The sequence below is a fragment of the Stenotrophomonas sp. Pemsol genome (assembly GCF_003586545.1).
Classification (GTDB): Bacteria; Pseudomonadota; Gammaproteobacteria; order Xanthomonadales; family Xanthomonadaceae; genus Stenotrophomonas; species Stenotrophomonas sepilia.
The window spans coordinates 1,073,780-1,091,165 of the sequence record NZ_CP025780.1; the positions used below are offsets into that span (position 1 = coordinate 1,073,780).

A 17,386-nucleotide genomic window follows, 5' to 3' on the forward strand; every position below is an offset into this window, starting at 1 on the left:
TCCAGCATCACAGATGGCCATGAGTACCACTGTCTACGGTTTGAAGAACTGCGATACCTGCAAGAAGGCGAGCAAGTGGCTGGACCGCTTCGGCGTGCCGTACACCTTCGTCGACTACCGCGACAACAAGCCGAGCCCGGAAACACTGCTGGCGTGGGCTGAGCAGCTGGGTGGCCTGGCCGCGATGGTCAACAGGTCCTCAACCACCTGGCGGCAGCTGCCGGACAACCGCAAGGCCGCAGATTCCGAGGCGGAATGGAAGCTGCTGCTGCGCGAGTACCCGCAGCTGATCAAGCGCCCGCTGGTGGTCACCGCCGACGGCACGGTCAGCCAGGGTTTCAGTGACAATGGCTTCAAGGCCCGCTTCGGCGTGGGTGACGCATGAGCGCGGTCCTCGACCTGACCTGCGAACTGATCGCACGGCCCTCGGTGACGCCGGACGATGCCGGCTGCCAGGCACTGCTGGCGGCACGCCTGAAGCAGGCCGGGTTCCAGTGCGATCACCTGCGGCTGGGCGAGGTCGACAACCTGTGGGCGACCCATGGCCAGGGCGCGCCGGTGCTGGTGCTGCTGGGCCACACCGACGTGGTGCCGGCGGGCCCGCGCGAGGCGTGGGCCAGCGACCCGTTCACGCCGCAGATCCGCGATGGCGTGCTGTACGGCCGTGGCACCGCCGACATGAAGGGCAGCGTGGCGGCGTTCGTGGTGGCGGCCGAGCAGTTCGTGGCCGCGCATCCCGATCATCCCGGCACGCTGGCGGTGCTGCTGACCAGCGACGAGGAGGGCGATGCCATCGATGGCGTGCGCCACGTCGCACGGCTGTTCGCCGAGCGCGGCCAACGCATCGACTGGTGCATCACCGGCGAGCCGTCGTCGACCGCGACGCTCGGTGACCTGCTGCGCGTGGGCCGTCGTGGCAGCCTGTCGGCCAAGCTGCGGGTGCAGGGCGTACAGGGCCATGTGGCGTACCCGGAGAAGGCACGCAACCCGATCCACCAGGCGGCGCCCGCCCTGGCCGAGCTGAGCGCACGGCGCTGGGATGACGGCTACGAGAGTTTCCCGCCGACCAGCCTGCAGGTCTCCAACATCCATGCCGGTACGGGCGCCAACAATGTGATTCCCGGCGAGCTCGAGGTGGATTTCAACATCCGCTACAACCCGCACTGGGATGCGCCGAAACTGGAAGCGGAGATCACCGCGCTGCTGGATCGGCATGCCCTGCAGTACACGCTGAAGTGGCATCGCAGCGGCGAACCGTTCTACACCCCGGAAGGCACGCTGCGCGCCACTGCGCGTGCGGTGCTGGCCGAGCACATCGGCCGTGCACCGGAGGAAAGCACTGGCGGCGGCACCTCCGATGCCCGCTTCATCGCGCCATTGGGCGCGCAGTGCATCGAAGTGGGGCCGGTCAACGCCAGCATCCACCAGGTTGACGAGAACGTGCGCGTGGACGAACTGGAAGCACTGCCGGGGCTGTACCAGCGGCTGGTGGAGCGGCTGCTGGTGTGAGGCATGGCACCGGGCACGGCCCGGCGCTACCCCTGTGGGTGCCGACTGCTGGGTGCCGACCGTTGGTCGGCACACCTTCACCTGGTTGCCAACGCAACGGTTGCGCCGTGCCGGAAACCGGGGTAGGGTCGATGCCATGTCGATCCGCCTGGCCACCGCCGTCAATAACAACAACCGCAATAATCTGCGCGCGAATAATCGTGCGCGGCCGATGCGGGACTGCGCCCTGGGTAGATAGACAGCAACACACGCCCGGACACCAGAAAACCCGCATCGGTCGATGCGGGTTTTTTTTGTGCCCGGGCGCAGCCCCACCCGGGCCTGGATGGCCGGTCGAACACCCTCCCACCCGTGAAATTCCCCCAACAGGAGCTCCCCCATGTGTTCGATCTTCGGAATCTTCGGCCTGCAGGCCGGTGACGATCTTCCGGCCCTGCGCCGCCATGCGCTGGAACTGTCGCAGCGCCAGCGCCACCGCGGCCCGGACTGGAGCGGCGTGTATCTTGACGAAGGCGCGCTGCTGGTCCACGAGCGGTTGGCCATCGTCGACCCGGCCGGCGGCTCGCAACCACTGCTGTCGGCCGACGGCCAGCTGGCGCTGGCGGTCAACGGCGAGATCTACAACCACCAGCAACTGAAGGCCGCACTGACCACCGCCTATGACTTCCAGACCGGTTCGGACTGTGAAGTGATCAATGCGCTGTACCGCCAGGGCGCTTCGCCGGCGCAGTGGCTGGAGCAGCTCAATGGCATCTTCGCATTCGCGCTGTGGGACCGTGGTGCCGGTCGTGTGCTGGTGGCGCGCGACCCGGTCGGCGTGGTGCCGCTGTACTGGGGCCACGATGCCCAGGGACGCCTGCGCGTCGCCTCGGAAATGAAGGCACTGGTCGATACCTGTGCCGACGTCGCCCAGTTCCCGCCGGGCCACTATTTCGACAGTGCCAGTGGTGAGCTGGTGCGCTACTACCAGCAGCCGTGGCGCGACTACGCTGACGTGCAGGGTCGCCAGGCCGATCTGGCCGAGCTGCGCCAGGCCTTCGAGCATGCGGTGGAACGCCAGCTGATGAGCGATGTGCCGTACGGCGTGCTGCTGTCTGGTGGCCTGGACTCGTCGCTGGTGGCGGCGGTGGCCGCGCGCTATGCACGTCGTCGCATCGAGGATGGGGGGCAGACCGAAGCCTGGTGGCCGCGCCTGCACTCATTCGCGATCGGCTTGAAGGGCTCTCCCGATCTGGCCGCTGCCGCCATCGCCGCCGAGGCGCTGGGCACCGTGCATCACGGCTTCGAGTACACCTTCGAGGAGGGCCTTGATGCACTGCCGGAAGTGATCCGCCATATCGAAACCTACGACGTCACCACCATCCGCGCATCGACGCCGATGTTCCTGCTGGCACGGCGGATCAAGGCCATGGGGGTGAAGATGGTGCTTTCCGGCGAGGGCAGCGACGAGATCTTCGGTGGTTACCTGTACTTCCACAAGGCGCCGGATGCGCGTGAGTTCCACGACGAGCTGGTGCGCAAGCTCGACGCGCTGCACAACTACGACTGCCTGCGCGCCAACAAGTCGATGATGGCCTGGGGTGTGGAGCCGCGGGTGCCGTTCCTGGATCGCGAATTCCTCGATGTGGCGATGCGCTTCGACGCCGCGCACAAGATGGTCGGTGCAGGCTTTGGTAGCCGCCGCATCGAGAAGGCGGTGCTGCGCGAGGCGTTCGAAGGCTACCTGCCGGACAGCATCCTGTGGCGGCAGAAGGAGCAGTTCAGCGATGGCGTTGGCTATGGCTGGATCGACGGGCTGAAGGCGCATGCCGAAGCTCAGGTGAGCGACCGTGTGCTGGCAGCGGCCGACAAGCGCTTCCCGCACAACCCGCCGCAGACCAAGGAGGCCTACTACTACCGTCATCTGTTCGAGCAGTTCTTCCCGAGCCGGGCGGCCGCCGAGACCGTGCCGGGTGGCAAGTCCATCGCCTGCTCGTCGCCAGCGGCGATCGCGTGGGATGCCAGCTTCGCCGCTGCTGCAGATCCGTCGGGGCGTGCGATCGCTGGCGTGCACGAGCAGGCACTGGCGTAAGCCCCGAAAAAGGGACGGAGGGGGGGCGGGGCGCTTGTGCCACCAACGACTTAATCCCCTCCGTCCCCTTTTTGTATGATCGCCCCCCTGCACATTGGGGAATGTTCATGGACGTACACAGCGGGGGCCCGGCGCCACCGACGAAGTGGGGATGGCGCTACCTGGCCTGGGCTGGGGTCCCGCTGCTGGCTGGCGTGCTGCTGGCCCGTTATGCCGGGCCGGCGGCGCCCGAGGCTGTTGCCCGCGCCACGGCCACGGCCACGGCCGAAGCCACCTGGTTGCAGCATCTGGCGTCGCCGCTGGGCCTGTTCCTGCTGCAGCTGCTGGTGCTGCTGCTGGTGGCCAAGGGCGCAGGCGCGCTGCTCAAGCACTTTGGACAACCGGCGGTGATCGGCGAGATGGCCGCCGGCCTGATGATGGGCCCATTGATGCTCGGCAGCCTGTTGCCGCCGCTGCATGGAGCTCTGTTCCCGCCCAGCTCGCTGGGCCCGCTGGGCATGCTCAGCCAGTTGGGTGTGCTGATGTTCCTGCTGGTGGCCGGTGCCGAGCTGGACCTGGCGGCGCTGCGTGGACGCCGGCGTTTTGCCTTTACGGTCAGTCATGCCGGCATCGCGGTGCCGTTCGTGCTTGGCGTCGCCCTGGCGATCTGGCTGTACCCGCAGCACGGCCCACAGGGGGTGGGCTTCACCGCATTCGCACTTTTCGTCGGCATCTCGATGAGCATCACCGCGTTCCCGGTGCTGCTGCGCATCCTCGCCGACCGTGGCATCACGCAGACGTCGCTGGGCCAGACCGCGATTGCCTGCGCGGCTTTGGGCGATGCCACCGCATGGTGCCTGCTGGCACTGATCGTGGCCGCCGCCCAGGCCAGCGGATGGCTGCCGGCCAGCCTCAACCTGCTGTGCGTGGTCGCGTTCGTGGCGCTGATGCTGGGGCTGGTGAAGCCGTGGTTCGCCCGCCAGCAGATCGCGCCGGGCCGTGAGGGACGCTGGCTGCTCGGCATCCTGCTGCTGTCGCTGGGCAGTGCGCTGGTCACTGAAATGCTCGGCATCCATGCGCTGTTCGGTGCGTTCGCGGCGGGCGTAGCGGTATCGTCCAACGCACAGTTGCGCGGCCTGCTGATGGCGCGCGTCGAACCGTTCGCGGTGACGCTGCTGCTGCCACTGTTCTTCGCCATGACCGGCCTGCGCATGCGCGCCGATACGCTGCAGGCCAGCGATGTCCTGTTGTGCGTGGTGGTGATCGCGGTAGCCACGACGGGCAAGCTGCTGGGTACCTTCAGTGCCGCACGCAGTGCCGGCATGCCCGCCCGTGAGGCGTGGCGGCTGGGTGCACTGATGAACACCCGTGGCCTGATGGAGCTGATCGTGCTCAACCTGGGTTACGAACTTGGCCTGCTCGGTGACCGGCTGTTCGCGGTGCTGGTGATCATGGCGCTGGTGACAACGGCGATGACCGGGCCACTGCTGAACCTGATCGAGCGGCGCAGGGGCTGAGCGTTGAACGGTAGTGCCGGCCGCTGGCCGGCAACCTCATGATGCTGGATGCACCTGCATGGATGCCGGCCAGCGGCCGGCACTACCGCGCTGGCACCAGCGTCATGGTGTGCTGCGCCTTGCCGGGCAGGAACGGCGACGGCCGGCCATGCACCCAGTCTTCGTGGCCGGCACCCCAGTAGGGCGACAGTGGATGCCCACTCTGGCCGCCGGGCATGTGCACGATGCCGTCGGCCTCGTGGCCCGGTGAAACCACCATGCGCTCGGAAGCGCCGAAGTTCGGCGTCTGCACGCGCGGCATGTCGCGGTCGCCGGGCAGGCGGTCGGCCGGCATGCACAGCCAGCGTTTGGCGATGTCCGGCAGCGCCCGTGCGATGGGATGGCAGATCGCCGCGGTGTTGCGTTCGCCCCAGCTGCGTTTGGCCAGCGGTCCCTGCCTGGTCAGCTCGTTTTCGGTACGGCGTGCGGCGTCGATCAGCAGTGCATCCCAGCTGTCGAAGGCCGGTGGCAGCAGATTGGCCGGCCGCTGCTGCAGCATCGGCCAGGCCACGCCTTCCAGCTGCGCCAGGCGCGGCTCCAGATAGTCATCGCCCAGCTGCGCATTGGCCGGTGCCAGCAGTGCATCGGACAGTGTCTTCATCACCTGCGTACGGAACTCACGCACCACCCGGTAGCTGACCGAGCTGGCCGAGGCACGGCCGCCCCATTGATGGCTGGCCTCCTTCAAGCGCTTCAGTGCAGGGTCGTCACTGCGTTCGATGACGTCGTGCAGCAGCGCCCACCAGCGCTGCAGGAACACCGCGCGATCGTCGAGCTGGATCGCCAGCAGGTCGTGTTCATCGAAGCGCTCCTGGATCGCCAGCAGGTCACGGATCTGCCGCGCCCGTGCTCCCAGGTCATAGCCACCGTTGCCGACGCTGGCCAGTGCCTCGCCGTCGAGGACGCGGCCGTTGGCGGTCCACAGGCGGTGGTTGGGAGGATCGATCAATGCCGGTGAAGCATCGCTGCGGATCGGCCACGGCGCACAGTCCTGGTTGTTGCCGGCACTGAAGCCGGCCGGCGCGCAGCCCGGACCGCGATCCGGGCGGGCGCCGATCAGCCGCCAGGCGATGCGTCCGCTGCGGTCGCCGACCACCAGGTTCTGCGCGGGAATGCCGGCGTGGTCGGCGAACTTCAGTGCAGCGTCCAGATCGCCAGCGCGGGCCAGGTCACCGAAGTCCAGCCGCACCGCGCCGGGCAGGTGGGCGACCCAACGCAGCGCGTCACCGCTGCCATCGGCATGGGCGTGCAGGATCGGGCCCCAGGCGGTTTCGCGTACCGGGAACAGCACGTCGGCCTGGCCGGCCACCGCAATCCGCTCTTCATGCACGGTCACCTCGGCATTGGCCGGTTCCGAGCGGTAATCGGCGGTGTCGATGTAGCTGTTGGTGAAGCCCCAGGCCACGTGCCCGTTGCTGCCGACGATCACGGCCGGCAGGCCGGGCAGCGAGAAGCCGGTGACGTCGACCTGGCCGCCAGCGGCCTGCGGGTCGGGGTAGCGCAGGCGCACGCGGAACCACAGGCTGGGTGCGCGCAGGCCCAGGTGCATGTCGTCGGCAACAATGGCGCGGCCGTCGGCGGTGAGCGCACCGGCCACCGCGAAGTTGTTGCTGCCGACGGCGTCGGCTTCTTCCTGCCCGGTGCCCGGTTTTCCCTTCAGCGTGCGCAGGTCCAGCTGGCTGGCATCGGGCAGCGTGGCGTTGCCGGTCGGTTCGCCGAACAGCGGTGCATCCCATTCAGTGCCGTCGTGGGCGATCAGTGCGTACAGCGCCGACGGCACCACCGCACGGATGCGGCTGAGCGCAAGCTCGGTCTGGTTGCCGGGATCCTGCAGGTCGGCGTACATGGCCAGCCCGGCCAGCACGCTGTCGCTGGCCTGCCAAGGCTGCGGTGACTGCCGCAGCAGCAGGTACGCCCACGGCCGCACGGAGAGGTCGGCAAGGCCTTCGTTGACGCCGTCCACGTAGGCGCGCACGGCATCGCCGTTGTCGCCCAATGCAGCGTCCATGTGTGCCTCGGTGCGTGCGCGCAAACGGTGCACGCGCATGCGCTTGTCGGCGTCGATGGCCTTCGGTCCGAACAGTGCGGACAGTTCGCCGGCGGCGCTGCGGCGCATCAGGTCCATCTCGAAGTAGCGTTCCTGCGCGTGTACGCGGCCGAGTGCGCGCATCGCGTCGGCCTGGCTGCCGGCCGTGATGGTGACCACGCCCAGCGCATCGCGTTCGAGGGTGACCGGCCTGGCCAGTCCCGGCAACGCATGCTCGCCGTCCAGATCGGCCAGGCTGCCGCGCAGCAGCAGCCACAGCACCAGGGCGGTGACCAGGACGATGGCGATCAATACGCCCAGCACCCAACGCCATGTACGTCGCATCGCACGTCCTTTCCGAACTCGTGGGCCGATTGTAGCCGCAGGCGCAACTGCGACTGATTCCGATTAGATCACCGTATTCTGAAATGCGGCACCCTATGCCATATCGATTCACAGGAGCCCCCCATGAAAGGCAACCCGGACGTCATCGCCTGCCTGAAGGAACTGCTGCGTGGCGAGCTCGCTGCCCGCGACCAGTACTTCATCCATTCCCGCCGCTACGAGGATCAGGGCCTGTTCGCACTTTACGAACGCTTGAACCACGAGATGGAAGAGGAAACCCAGCACGCCGATGCGCTGCTGCGCCGGATCCTGTTCCTGGGCGGCGACCCGGACATGCGCCCGCATGCCACCGAGCCGGGCAAAACCGTCGAAGAGATGCTGCAGAAGGATCTCGACACTGAATACGCCGTTCGGAACAATCTCGCCGCCGGCATGAAGCTGTGCGAGGAGAAGGGCGACTACGTGAGCCGCGACATCCTGCTAGCGCAGTTGAAGGACACCGAAGAAGACCACGCCTGGTGGCTGGAACAGCAGCTGGGCCTGATCAAGCGCATCGGCCTGGAGCTGTACCAGCTGAGCAAGATCGACGGCAGCGGCGCCCCGGCGCACTGAGCGGGCATCGTTTTTTGTAGAGCCGAGCCAATGCTCGGCTGCCTTCTGGTAGAGCCGACCGCTGGTCGGCTGCTCTGCAGAAAGCAGCCGACCAGCGGTCGGCTCTACCAGCAGTACAGCGTTCTGTCGCCCGCCAGCACCGGAGCACCGCCAGCCAGCCGACAACGAAAAAGCCGGGGAATGCCCCGGCTTTTTCGTGCCTGGGGTCAGATCCGTTTTCGACGAAAACGGCTCTGACCCCTCGCTCGGGATGCATGGCACGACGACGGAGATTCAAGTCAGAGACGGGGTTTCATATCTCCTCTGCATCGGAGAGATCCTGGTATCCCACGGGAGTCAGTCCAATGAAGTCGACCAGAACTCCGTAGGGGTAGCAGATGGGTAGCCGTCCCTCTGCAAAGAGCATCGACCACCTTTCCAGCTCCCAGAACGTAATCTCTGGCTCAGAGGCCAGAGGGCCTTCCCCTGATGAAGCTTCGACTGGGAAGTGTGCGGCGAGATGATCCAATGCGTACTGTTGCAGCACTGGGAGTTTAGAGAGCTGTTCCATCACGAAGCCGACTCCAGCCATCAGCTGACCGTCTTCTGACATCTGGATCGAGAAGAAAGTGCCGTCCCCGGCAGGCAGGTGTCCTTGGGCGAACCAGCCGGTATCGCGATCCCCAACGATGTGCAGTTCGCCAAGGCCCTGAACGTGAATGGTTGAAGGAATCATCTGGTGGTTTGTGTTGGCATCAATCATTTGATTGTGATCCAAAAAACGCAAATAGCCGGGATTTCCCCGGCTATTTGCGTGCAACTGGTCAGCAATTGTCGCTTATGCCTTGTTCGTCGACTGACGCCAATCCAAGTTGGCGTCTACCCGCAAGGGCGTGTCAACCAAGGTTGACACCTACCAGGAGCGATAGTCCGGGGTCAGAGCCCGTTCCGTCGGAACGGGATCCGACCCCCGCAGCGGTCATTCCACCGACAGCCCTTCCACCTTCTGCCAGCCGCGCGGCAGCAGGTGGCCGCGTGTGGCGCGGGCGCCGAGGTAGGCGTCGAGCTCGTTGAACTTCAGCCCCATCGTGCGCTGGCCACTGCGCACCTGCAGGGTCTGCCCCGGGCTGATCGCCACGATGGCGACCACGCGTTCGGTGGCGAGCTTGGCCTTCGGGATCTCGATGATCTTGTTGCCCTTGCCCTTGTCCAGTTCCGGCAGGTCGTTGGCGGCGATCGCCAGCAGGTTGCCGGAGCTGGTCACTGCCACGATGCGGTCGGTGGCGACGTTGGCCACTGCCGACGGGGTCAGCACCGACGAACCGGCCGACAGGTTCAGCATCGCCTTGCCGGCCTTGTTGCGGCCGATCAGGTTCTCGAAGCGGGTGACGAAGCCATAACCGTGGCTGGAGGCCAGCACGAAGCGGGTGTCCGGCTCGGCGCTGGCCAGGGTCACGAAGCTGGTGCCCGGTGCCGGCGAGAAGCGGCCGGTCAGCGGTTCACCATTGCCACGCGCGGAGGGCAGGGTGTGCACCGGCGTCGAGTAGGCGCGGCCCTCGCTGTCGAGGAACGCGACCTGCTGGGTGCTGCGTGCGCGTACCGCGCCCTGCAGTCCGTCGCCTTCACGGTAGGACAGGGCAGATGCATCGACGTCGTGGCCCTTGGCGGCACGGATCCAGCCCTTCTCCGACAGCACCACGGTCATCGGCTCGCTCGGCACCAGCTCGGTCTCGTCGATGGCCTGCGCGGCCTGGCGCTGCACCAGCGGCGAACGGCGCGCGTCGCCGAACTTCCTGGCGTCGGCCGTCAGTTCGTCGCGGATCAGCTTCTTCAGCTTGGCCTTGCTGTCGAGGATGCCGAGGATCTTCTCGCGTTCCTTGGCCAGCTCGTCCTGCTCGCCGCGGATCTTCATCTCTTCCAGGCGGGCCAGCTGCTTCAGCTTGGTTTCCAGGATGTACTCGGCCTGTTCCTCGGACAGGCCGAAGCGCGCGATCAGCGCCGCCTTCGGTTCGTCCTCGGTACGGATGATGTGGATCACCTCGTCCAGGTTGAGGAAGGCGACCAGCAGGCCTTCCAGCAGGTGCAGGCGGCGCTCGACCTTCTGCAGGCGGTGCTGCAGGCGGCGGGTGACGGTGTTGCTGCGGAAGGTCAGCCATTCGCTGAGCAGCATCTTCAGGTTCTTCACCTGAGGACGGCCGTCCAGCCCGATCACGTTGAGGTTGACGCGGTAGCTGCGCTCCAGGTCCGTGGTGGCGAACAGGTGGCCCATCAGCTGGTCGGCGTCGACGCGGTTCGAACGCGGCACCAGCACCACGCGCACCGGGTTGGCGTGGTCGGATTCATCGCGGATGTCTTCCAGCCACGGCAGCTTCTTGGCGCGCATCTGTGCAGCGATCTGCTCGATCACCTTCGACGGCGACACCTGGAACGGCAGCGCCGTGATCACGATGTTGCTGGCTTCCTTGGTGAAAGTCGCGCGTGCACGCACGCTGCCGTTGCCGGTCTCGTAGATGTTGCGCAGGTCATTGGCCGCGGTGATGATCTCGGCGCTGGACGGATAGTCCGGGCCCTGCACGTGTTCGCACAGGTCGCGCACGGTGGCGTCGGGGTTGTCCAGCAGGTGCAGCAGCGCGCTGACGATCTCGTTGAGATTGTGCGGCGGCACGTCGGTGGCCATGCCCACGGCGATGCCGGTGGTGCCGTTGAGCAGCAGGTGCGGCAGCCGCGCCGGCATCCAGGTCGGCTCCTGCAGGGTGCCGTCGAAGTTCGGTGCCCAGTCGGTGGTGCCCTGGCCCAGTTCGCCCAGCAGCACTTCGGCGATCGGGGTCAGCTTGGATTCGGTGTATCGCATCGCCGCGAACGACTTCGGGTCGTCGCTGGAGCCGAAGTTGCCCTGGCCCTCGATCAGCGGGTAGCGGTACGAGAACGGCTGCGCCATCAGCACCAGCGCCTCGTAGCACGCGCTGTCGCCGTGCGGGTGGTATTTACCGATGACGTCGCCGACGGTGCGCGCGGACTTCTTCGGCTTGGACGCGGCATTCAGGCCCAGCTCGCTCATCGAATAGATGATGCGGCGCTGCACCGGCTTCAGGCCGTCGCCGATGAACGGCAGGGCACGGTCCAGGACCACGTACATCGAGTAGTCGAGGTAGGCGCGTTCGGCGTACTCGCGCAGCGGCAGTTGTTCGAATCCGTGGAACACGGGGCGGGCAAGTTCGGTCATGCGGCGTTGTTACCTATGTCGGGAGGCGGCGACGGCGGTCGCCGCTCGCAATCCTGTGATTATCCGGATGCGGCGGGGGATGCCAAGCCGCGCGCAGGGTCCAGCCCGGTTTCCAGGCCGTGGCCGGCCCGCGCCAGGTAGCGCCCCGGTGGCAGCCCGAAGTGGCGGCGGAACACGGTGACGAAGGCGCTGGCGCTGCTGAAGCCCAGTGCGTGGGCGATGTCGGCGACGCTGCGGCCATCGGTCAACTGGCGCAGGGCTTCGGAGAGCCGGGCCTGCTGCCGCCACTGGGCGAAGCTGAGCGTGGTCTCGTCGCGGAAGTGGCGGGTCAGGCTGCGCGGTGACAGGCCGGCCCAGTGCGCCCATTCGGCCAGGCTGCGTTCGTCGGACGGGTCGGCCAGCAGCTGCGAGGCGATCTTCAGCAGGCGCCGGTCATGCGGCATCGGCAGGTGCATGCGCTGGCGTGGCGCTGTGCGGATCTCGTCCACCAGCACCTCGATGATGTGCTGGCGTTCGGAGGTGGTGTCGTAGCCCGGTGGCCAGTCACAGATGCGCTCGGCGAGCGCCTGCGCCAGCTTGGACAGGCCCAGCACGCAGGGATCGGAGGGCAGGGTGGCGCAGACCGGAGCCGCCAGCGCCATGCCCCAGCCACGCAGGGGGCCGTCGAGGGTGACCGTGTGCGGCTCCAGCGGTGGCATCCAGCCGGCCGAGCCCGGCGCCAGCGACCAGGTGCCGTGCGAGGTACGGGTGGTCAGCAGGCCGCGCTCGACGCAGATCAGCTGCGCGCGCTGGTGATGATGCCAATCCACTTCACGGACCAGCCCTTGCGGGCTGTCGAAACGGAAACCGACCACCGGGGGACCGTCGTTGCGCTCGAACCAGTCCAGTGCCTCGTCCCTGAGCAGGCGTCTGGGAGCGGGGATTTCTGCCTTGTTCATCATGTCTGCTGGCTGAAATGTGTCATCCATTGGCTAGATTGTACTACCGGGCCACCTGGCCAGGTCATTAAGGTAGGCGCCTTCACTGATCCAGCCCACTGCTGCAACACAGCATTCGATGCCAGATCAAATATTTCCATTGAGAAATATTTTTTTTGGAAGAGAATGCTCCCCCATGATCTGTCCTGCAACCACTCCCCCCAGCTTCGGCCTGCTGCTGCGCCAGGTGCGCGACGGCCTGGTCCGCCAACTCGACGCGTCCATGGCTGAAGAAGATCTGGGCATCGGCTTCACCCACTACATCGGGTTGAAGGTGCTTTCGAACATGGCGCCGTGCACCGCCAACGAACTGGCCCAAGCCATCGATCAGGTGCCCAGCGCGGTGACCCGGCTGCTGGACAAGCTCGAAGCGCTGGGCTGTGTCCGCCGCGAACCGCATGCGCAGGACCGGCGGGCATTGCAGATCGTGCTGACCGACGAAGGCCGCGCGCTGTGGGCACGCTTGAAGCTGCGTGGCGACGCGGTGATGGATTACGCCCTGCGTGACCTTTCCGCCGACGAGCGCACGCTGCTGCTGTCCCTCCTTACCCGAATCCGCGATTCACTGACGACCCCATGAACCCGATCCCGCATTCCACTTTCCGCCGGTCCGGGCGCGCGCTGCTGGTGTCAGCGCTGGCCCTGGCCCTGGCCGCCTGCGCCAGCAGTCGTGGCCTCAACCCGCAGGACCACGTGCTTGACCTGGACAGCCTGCACAGCGAACGCACCCTGGCCGACACCGACCTGAGCGCCACCGGCTTCCCGGCGCAGGACTGGTGGAAGGCACTGGGTGATGCGCAGTTGGACGCGCTGGTCGCCGAGGGCCTGGCCGGCCACCCGAGCCTTGACGCCGCCGATGCCCGCCTGCGCCAGGCCCAGGCCCAGGTCGGCACCGCACGTGCCGACGAACTGCCGAGCCTGTCGGTGTCCGGTGGCTACACCGGCCTGCGCCTGCCCGAATCGATGGTCGGCAGCGAGATGGGTGGCCGTTACGGCGGCAGCAGCCAGGTCGCCTTCGACTTCAGTTATGGCGTGGACCTGTGGGGCGGCAAGCGCGCCGCCTGGGAAGCCGCCGTGGACGGTGCGCACGCCGCCACCGTTGAAGCGCAGGCTGCACGCCTGAACCTGTCCACTGGCATCACCCAGGCCTATGCCGACCTGGCCTACGCGTGGCAGCTCAACGACGTGGCCGAGGAAGAGCTGACCCGTTCGCAGAAGTCACTTGAACTGACCCGCCAGCGCCGCCGCGCCGGCATCGACAGTGATCTGCAGGTGCGCCAGGCCGAGGCCCGCGTGCCGGCCGCGCAGCAGCAGGTGCAGGCCGCCCAGCAGCGCATCGACGCGGCCCGCACCGCACTGGCCGCGCTGGTCGGCAAGGGCCCGGACCGTGGCCTGTCGATCCAGCGCCCGCAGCCGCTGAATCCGGTGGCACTGCAGCTGCCGGGCGTGCTGCCCAGCGAACTGCTTGGCCGCCGCCCCGACATCGTGGCCGCACGCTGGCGCGTTGAAGCGGCCGACAAGCAGATCAAGGTTGCCAAGACCAAGTTCTACCCGAGCTTCAACCTGACCGCGCTGGCCGGCGTGGTCGCCCCGAATGTGGGCGACCTGCTGAAGAGCAGTTCCACCTTCGCCTATATCGGCCCTGCGCTGAGCCTGCCGATCTTCGAGGGCGGCAAGCTGCGCGCCAACCTGGCCAATACCGATGCGCAGTACGACCTGGCGGTGGCCAACTACAACCAGACCGTGCTCGATGCGCTGCGTGATGTGGCCGACCAGGTCAACGCGGTGCGCTCGCTGGCACAGCAGGCGCAGTCGCAGCAGCAGGCGGTGGACACCGCACGCGCTGCCTTCGACCTGGCCCAGCAGCGCTACCGCGCCGGCATCGGCAGCTACCTGGACGTGCTGACCGCGCAGTCCACCCTGCTGCAGTCGCAGCAGCAGCTGGCCGGCCTGCAGTCGCAGCAGGTGCAGTCCTCGGTGCGCCTGAGCAAGGCGCTGGGCGGTGGTTTCCAGCCCACTGACGCCGACCGCGCACCGATCGCCTCCCATTCCGATTCCTCGCATTCCTGAAGATCTCCGACATGAGCCAGACCCAAGACACCGCGGCCCCGGCCGCCCCCAACCGCCGCGGCAACCTGCTGCGCGGCCTGTTCGTGATCGTCGTGCTGCTGCTTGCCGCTTTGGCGCTGTGGTACTTCATGTTCGGCCGTTGGTTCGAAGAGACCGACGATGCCTACGTGCAGGGCAACCAGGTGCAGATCACCCCGCTGGTGGCCGGCACCGTGGTCGCCATCAATGCCGATGACGGCATGCGCGTGGAGCGCGGCCAGCTGCTGGTGCAGCTGGACCCGTCCGACACCGCAGTGGCGCTGCAGCAGGCCGAAGCCAACCTGGCCAAGACCGTGCGCCAGACCCGCGGCCTGTACCGCAGCGTGGAAGGCGCGCAGGCGGACCTGAACGCCCGGCAGGTGACCCTCAAGCGCGTGCGCGAAGACTACGCCCGCCGCAAGGACCTGGCCGCCACCGGCGCCATCTCCAACGAAGAACTGGCCCACGCCCGCGACGAGCTGGCCGCGGCCGAAGCCGCCGTGGCCGGTTCACGCGAGACCGTCGAGCGCAACCGTGCGCTGGTCGACGACACCGTGATCGCCACCCAGCCGGATGTGCAGGCCGCCGCTGCGCAGCTGCGCCAGGCCTTCCTCAACAATGCCCGCGCCGGCATCGTTGCGCCGGTCTCCGGCTACGTCGCCCGTCGTTCGGTGCAGGTCGGCCAGCGCGTGCAGCCGGGCAATGCGCTGATGGCCGTGGTGCCGACCGATCAGATGTGGGTCGAGGCCAACTTCAAGGAAACCCAGCTGCGCCACATGCGCCTGGGCCAGGAAGTGGAGCTGAAGTCGGACCTGTACGCCGGCGACGTGAAGTACAAGGGGCGCATCCAGAGCCTGGGCCTGGGCACCGGCTCGGCGTTCTCGCTGCTGCCGGCGCAGAACGCCAGCGGCAACTGGATCAAGATCGTGCAGCGCGTACCGGTGCGCATCGCCATCGATGCCAAGCAGCTGGCCGAGCACCCGCTGCGCATCGGCCTGTCGATGAAGGCCGAAGTGAGCCTGCGCGACCAGAAGGGCGAAGTGCTGCCGAGCACCCCGGCCAAGGGCACGGTGTTCGACACCGACGTGTATGCCAAGCAGCTGCATGATGCCGACGAGGTGATCCACACGATCATCCAGGGCAACCTGCCGCAGCAGCAGGCGAAGGTGGGCTGAGGTCGCCATGTCCGCACAAGCTCCAGCCGCGCCCGGCGCTCCGGGCGCACCGGCGGCGCCGGCTGCGGCCTCCGGGTTCCTGCCGCCCAGCGTCGCCCTGTGCACCGTAGGCCTGGCGATGGCGTCGTTCATGCAGGTGCTCGACACCACCATCGCCAACGTCTCGCTGCCGACCATCGCCGGCAACCTCGGTGCCAGTTCGCAGCAGGCGACCTGGGTCATCACTTCGTTCGCGGTCAGCACGGCCATCGCGCTGCCGCTGACCGGCTGGCTCAGCCGCCGCTTCGGCGAACGCAGACTGTTCGTCTGGGCGACCCTGGCCTTCGTCATCACCTCGCTGTTGTGCGGCCTTGCGCAGAGCATGGGCATGCTGGTGGTGTCGCGTGCGCTGCAGGGTTTCGTGGCCGGTCCGATGTACCCGATCACACAGTCGCTGCTGGTCTCGATCTACCCGCGCGAGAAACGCGGGCAGGCATTGGCGCTGCTGGCGATGATCACGGTGGTGGCGCCGATCTGCGGCCCGATCCTCGGTGGCTGGATCACCGACAACTACAGCTGGGAATGGATCTTCCTGATCAACGTGCCACTGGGCATCTTCGCCGCGCTGGTGGTGGGCAACCAGCTGAAGGGACGCCCGGAGCAGATCGAGAAGCCGAAGATGGACTACGTCGGCCTGATCACGCTGGTGATCGGTGTCGGCGCGCTGCAGCTGGTGCTCGACCTGGGCAACGACGAGGACTGGTTCTCGTCGATGAAGATCGTGGTGCTGGCCTGCGTGGCGGTGGTGACGCTGACGGTGTTCCTGATCTGGGAACTGACCGACAAGGATCCGATCGTCGACCTGAAGCTGTTCCGGCACCGCAACTTCCGTGCCGGCACGCTGGCGATGGTGGTGGCCTATGCTGCGTTCTTCAGCGTGGCGTTGCTGATTCCGCAGTGGCTGCAGCGTGACATGGGCTATACCGCGATCTGGGCAGGCCTGGCGACCGCACCGATCGGCATCCTGCCGGTGATCATGACGCCGTTCGTGGGCAAGTATGCGTCGCGCTTCGATATGCGCATGCTGGCCACCGTGGCGTTCATCGTGCTGTCGATGACCAGCTTCCTGCGCTCGAACTTCAACCTGCAGGTGGACTACATGCACGTGGCCGGCGTGCAGCTGATCATGGGCATTGGCGTGGCGCTGTTCTTCATGCCGGTGCTGCAGATCCTGCTGTCGGACCTGGATGGGCGCGAGATCGCGGCGGGCTCCGGCCTGGCGACGTTCCTGCGCACGCTGGGCGGCAGCTTCGCGGCCTCGCTGACGACGTGGCTGTGGGCGCGGCGTACCCAGGTGCACCATGCCGATCTGACCGAGCACATCTCGGCCTATCAGCCGGGCATGCAGGAGCAGGTCACTGCAATGGGGCAGGGCGACCTGCAACATGGCGCGGCGGTACTGAACAACATGATCAACCACCAGGCATCGCAGATGGGTTTCAACGACATCTTCTTCCTGCTGGGCTGGATCTTCCTGGCGATCATCACCTTCCTTTGGCTGGCCAAGCCGCCGTTCGGCGCAGGCGCAGGTGCGGCGTCCGCGGGCGGTGGGCATTGATCGACCATTGGCGTTGAAACGCACAAAACCCCGCCGCAAGGCGGGGTTTCTGTCTGGTGGATCCACGTCATCGCGTGCCACCCAGCCTCCGGAAACGAAAAAACCCGCTTTCGCGGGTTTGATCATCTTGAGTCGTGGTGCCCAGGAGAGGACTCGAACCTCCACGGTTTTACCCGCTAGTACCTGAAACTAGTGCGTCTACCAATTCCGCCACCTGGGCGACTCAGGAGATGAATTGTGCGGCACGGC

13 protein-coding genes and 1 tRNA gene are annotated in these 17,386 nt (G+C 66.9%); 9 read left to right on the forward strand and 5 right to left on the reverse strand.

Features of this window, described 5'->3' with window-relative positions; genetic code table 11:
- The first annotated feature begins 13 nt into the window (after positions 1 to 13).
- From PEM_RS04895 to PEM_RS04910, 4 genes are all read left to right on the forward strand, one after another.
- On the forward strand, positions 14 to 385 hold the full coding sequence (locus PEM_RS04895; RefSeq protein WP_170944942.1) for an arsenate reductase: 372 nt from the start codon (positions 14 to 16) through the stop codon (positions 383 to 385).
- Positions 382 to 1,509: a succinyl-diaminopimelate desuccinylase gene (gene dapE, locus PEM_RS04900; RefSeq protein WP_005415868.1), complete on the forward strand. Its 1,128-nt coding sequence runs from the start codon at positions 382 to 384 to the stop codon at positions 1,507 to 1,509. Before PEM_RS04895 ends, dapE begins: the two co-directional genes overlap by 4 nt.
- A 379-nt stretch (positions 1,510 to 1,888) precedes the next feature.
- A complete protein-coding gene (gene asnB, locus PEM_RS04905) occupies positions 1,889 to 3,580 on the forward strand; it encodes an asparagine synthase B (RefSeq protein ID WP_005415869.1) in 1,692 nt (563 codons plus the stop codon).
- 101 nt (positions 3,581 to 3,681) lie between these two features.
- Positions 3,682 to 5,076, forward strand: a complete 1,395-nt coding sequence (locus PEM_RS04910) for a cation:proton antiporter (RefSeq protein ID WP_005415870.1) — start codon at positions 3,682 to 3,684, stop codon at positions 5,074 to 5,076.
- Positions 5,077 to 5,158: 82 nt separating this feature from the next.
- On the opposite strand, the gene PEM_RS04915 is transcribed toward PEM_RS04910, so the two are convergent.
- Positions 5,159 to 7,486 carry a penicillin acylase family protein gene (locus PEM_RS04915; protein ID WP_111127037.1) on the reverse strand — a complete coding sequence of 776 codons (2,328 nt, stop codon included), beginning with the start codon at positions 7,484 to 7,486 and terminating at the stop codon, positions 5,159 to 5,161.
- Positions 7,487 to 7,609: 123 nt separating this feature from the next.
- Between PEM_RS04915 and bfr the strand changes: the two genes are divergently transcribed.
- Entirely contained in the window at positions 7,610 to 8,098 is a 489-nt protein-coding gene (gene bfr / locus PEM_RS04920) for a bacterioferritin (RefSeq protein ID WP_005415872.1), read from the forward strand.
- Positions 8,099 to 8,390: 292 nt separating this feature from the next.
- Here bfr and PEM_RS04925 read toward each other — a convergent pair whose 3' ends face one another.
- The 3 genes from PEM_RS04925 to PEM_RS04935 all read right to left on the reverse strand — a co-directional run bounded on the left by PEM_RS04925 (position 8,391) and on the right by PEM_RS04935 (position 12,241).
- On the reverse strand, positions 8,391 to 8,840 hold the full coding sequence (locus PEM_RS04925) for a hypothetical protein (protein WP_049412190.1): 450 nt from the start codon (positions 8,838 to 8,840) through the stop codon (positions 8,391 to 8,393).
- 216 nt (positions 8,841 to 9,056) lie between these two features.
- Positions 9,057 to 11,300, reverse strand: a complete 2,244-nt coding sequence (gene parC / locus PEM_RS04930; protein ID WP_111127039.1) for a DNA topoisomerase IV subunit A — start codon at positions 11,298 to 11,300, stop codon at positions 9,057 to 9,059.
- A gap of 59 nt (positions 11,301 to 11,359) precedes the next feature.
- Positions 11,360 to 12,241, reverse strand: a complete 882-nt coding sequence (locus PEM_RS04935) for a helix-turn-helix transcriptional regulator (RefSeq protein WP_181453245.1) — start codon at positions 12,239 to 12,241, stop codon at positions 11,360 to 11,362.
- A gap of 172 nt (positions 12,242 to 12,413) precedes the next feature.
- Between PEM_RS04935 and emrR the strand changes: the two genes are divergently transcribed.
- The 4 genes from emrR to emrB are packed head-to-tail and all read left to right on the forward strand — an operon-like array spanning position 12,414 to position 17,137.
- Positions 12,414 to 12,857: a multidrug efflux system transcriptional regulator EmrR gene (emrR, locus tag PEM_RS04940; RefSeq protein WP_005415875.1), complete on the forward strand. Its 444-nt coding sequence runs from the start codon at positions 12,414 to 12,416 to the stop codon at positions 12,855 to 12,857.
- On the forward strand, positions 12,854 to 14,347 hold the full coding sequence (emrC, locus tag PEM_RS04945) for a multidrug efflux transporter outer membrane subunit EmrC (protein WP_111127043.1): 1,494 nt from the start codon (positions 12,854 to 12,856) through the stop codon (positions 14,345 to 14,347). The genes emrR and emrC overlap by 4 nt, the downstream gene beginning before the upstream one ends.
- An 11-nt stretch (positions 14,348 to 14,358) precedes the next feature.
- The gene (emrA, locus tag PEM_RS04950; protein WP_095378327.1) at positions 14,359 to 15,540 is read left to right on the forward strand and encodes a multidrug efflux MFS transporter periplasmic adaptor subunit EmrA; all 1,182 of its coding nucleotides are present in this window, start codon (positions 14,359 to 14,361) and stop codon (positions 15,538 to 15,540) included.
- A 7-nt stretch (positions 15,541 to 15,547) separates the two neighbouring features.
- Positions 15,548 to 17,137, forward strand: coding sequence for a multidrug efflux MFS transporter permease subunit EmrB (gene emrB, locus PEM_RS04955; protein WP_065177423.1), 1,590 nt, complete (start codon positions 15,548 to 15,550; stop codon positions 17,135 to 17,137).
- 135 nt (positions 17,138 to 17,272) lie between these two features.
- Here emrB and PEM_RS04960 read toward each other — a convergent pair.
- Positions 17,273 to 17,357: transfer RNA gene (locus PEM_RS04960), tRNA-Leu, on the reverse strand.
- Positions 17,358 to 17,386: the final 29 nt, after the last annotated feature.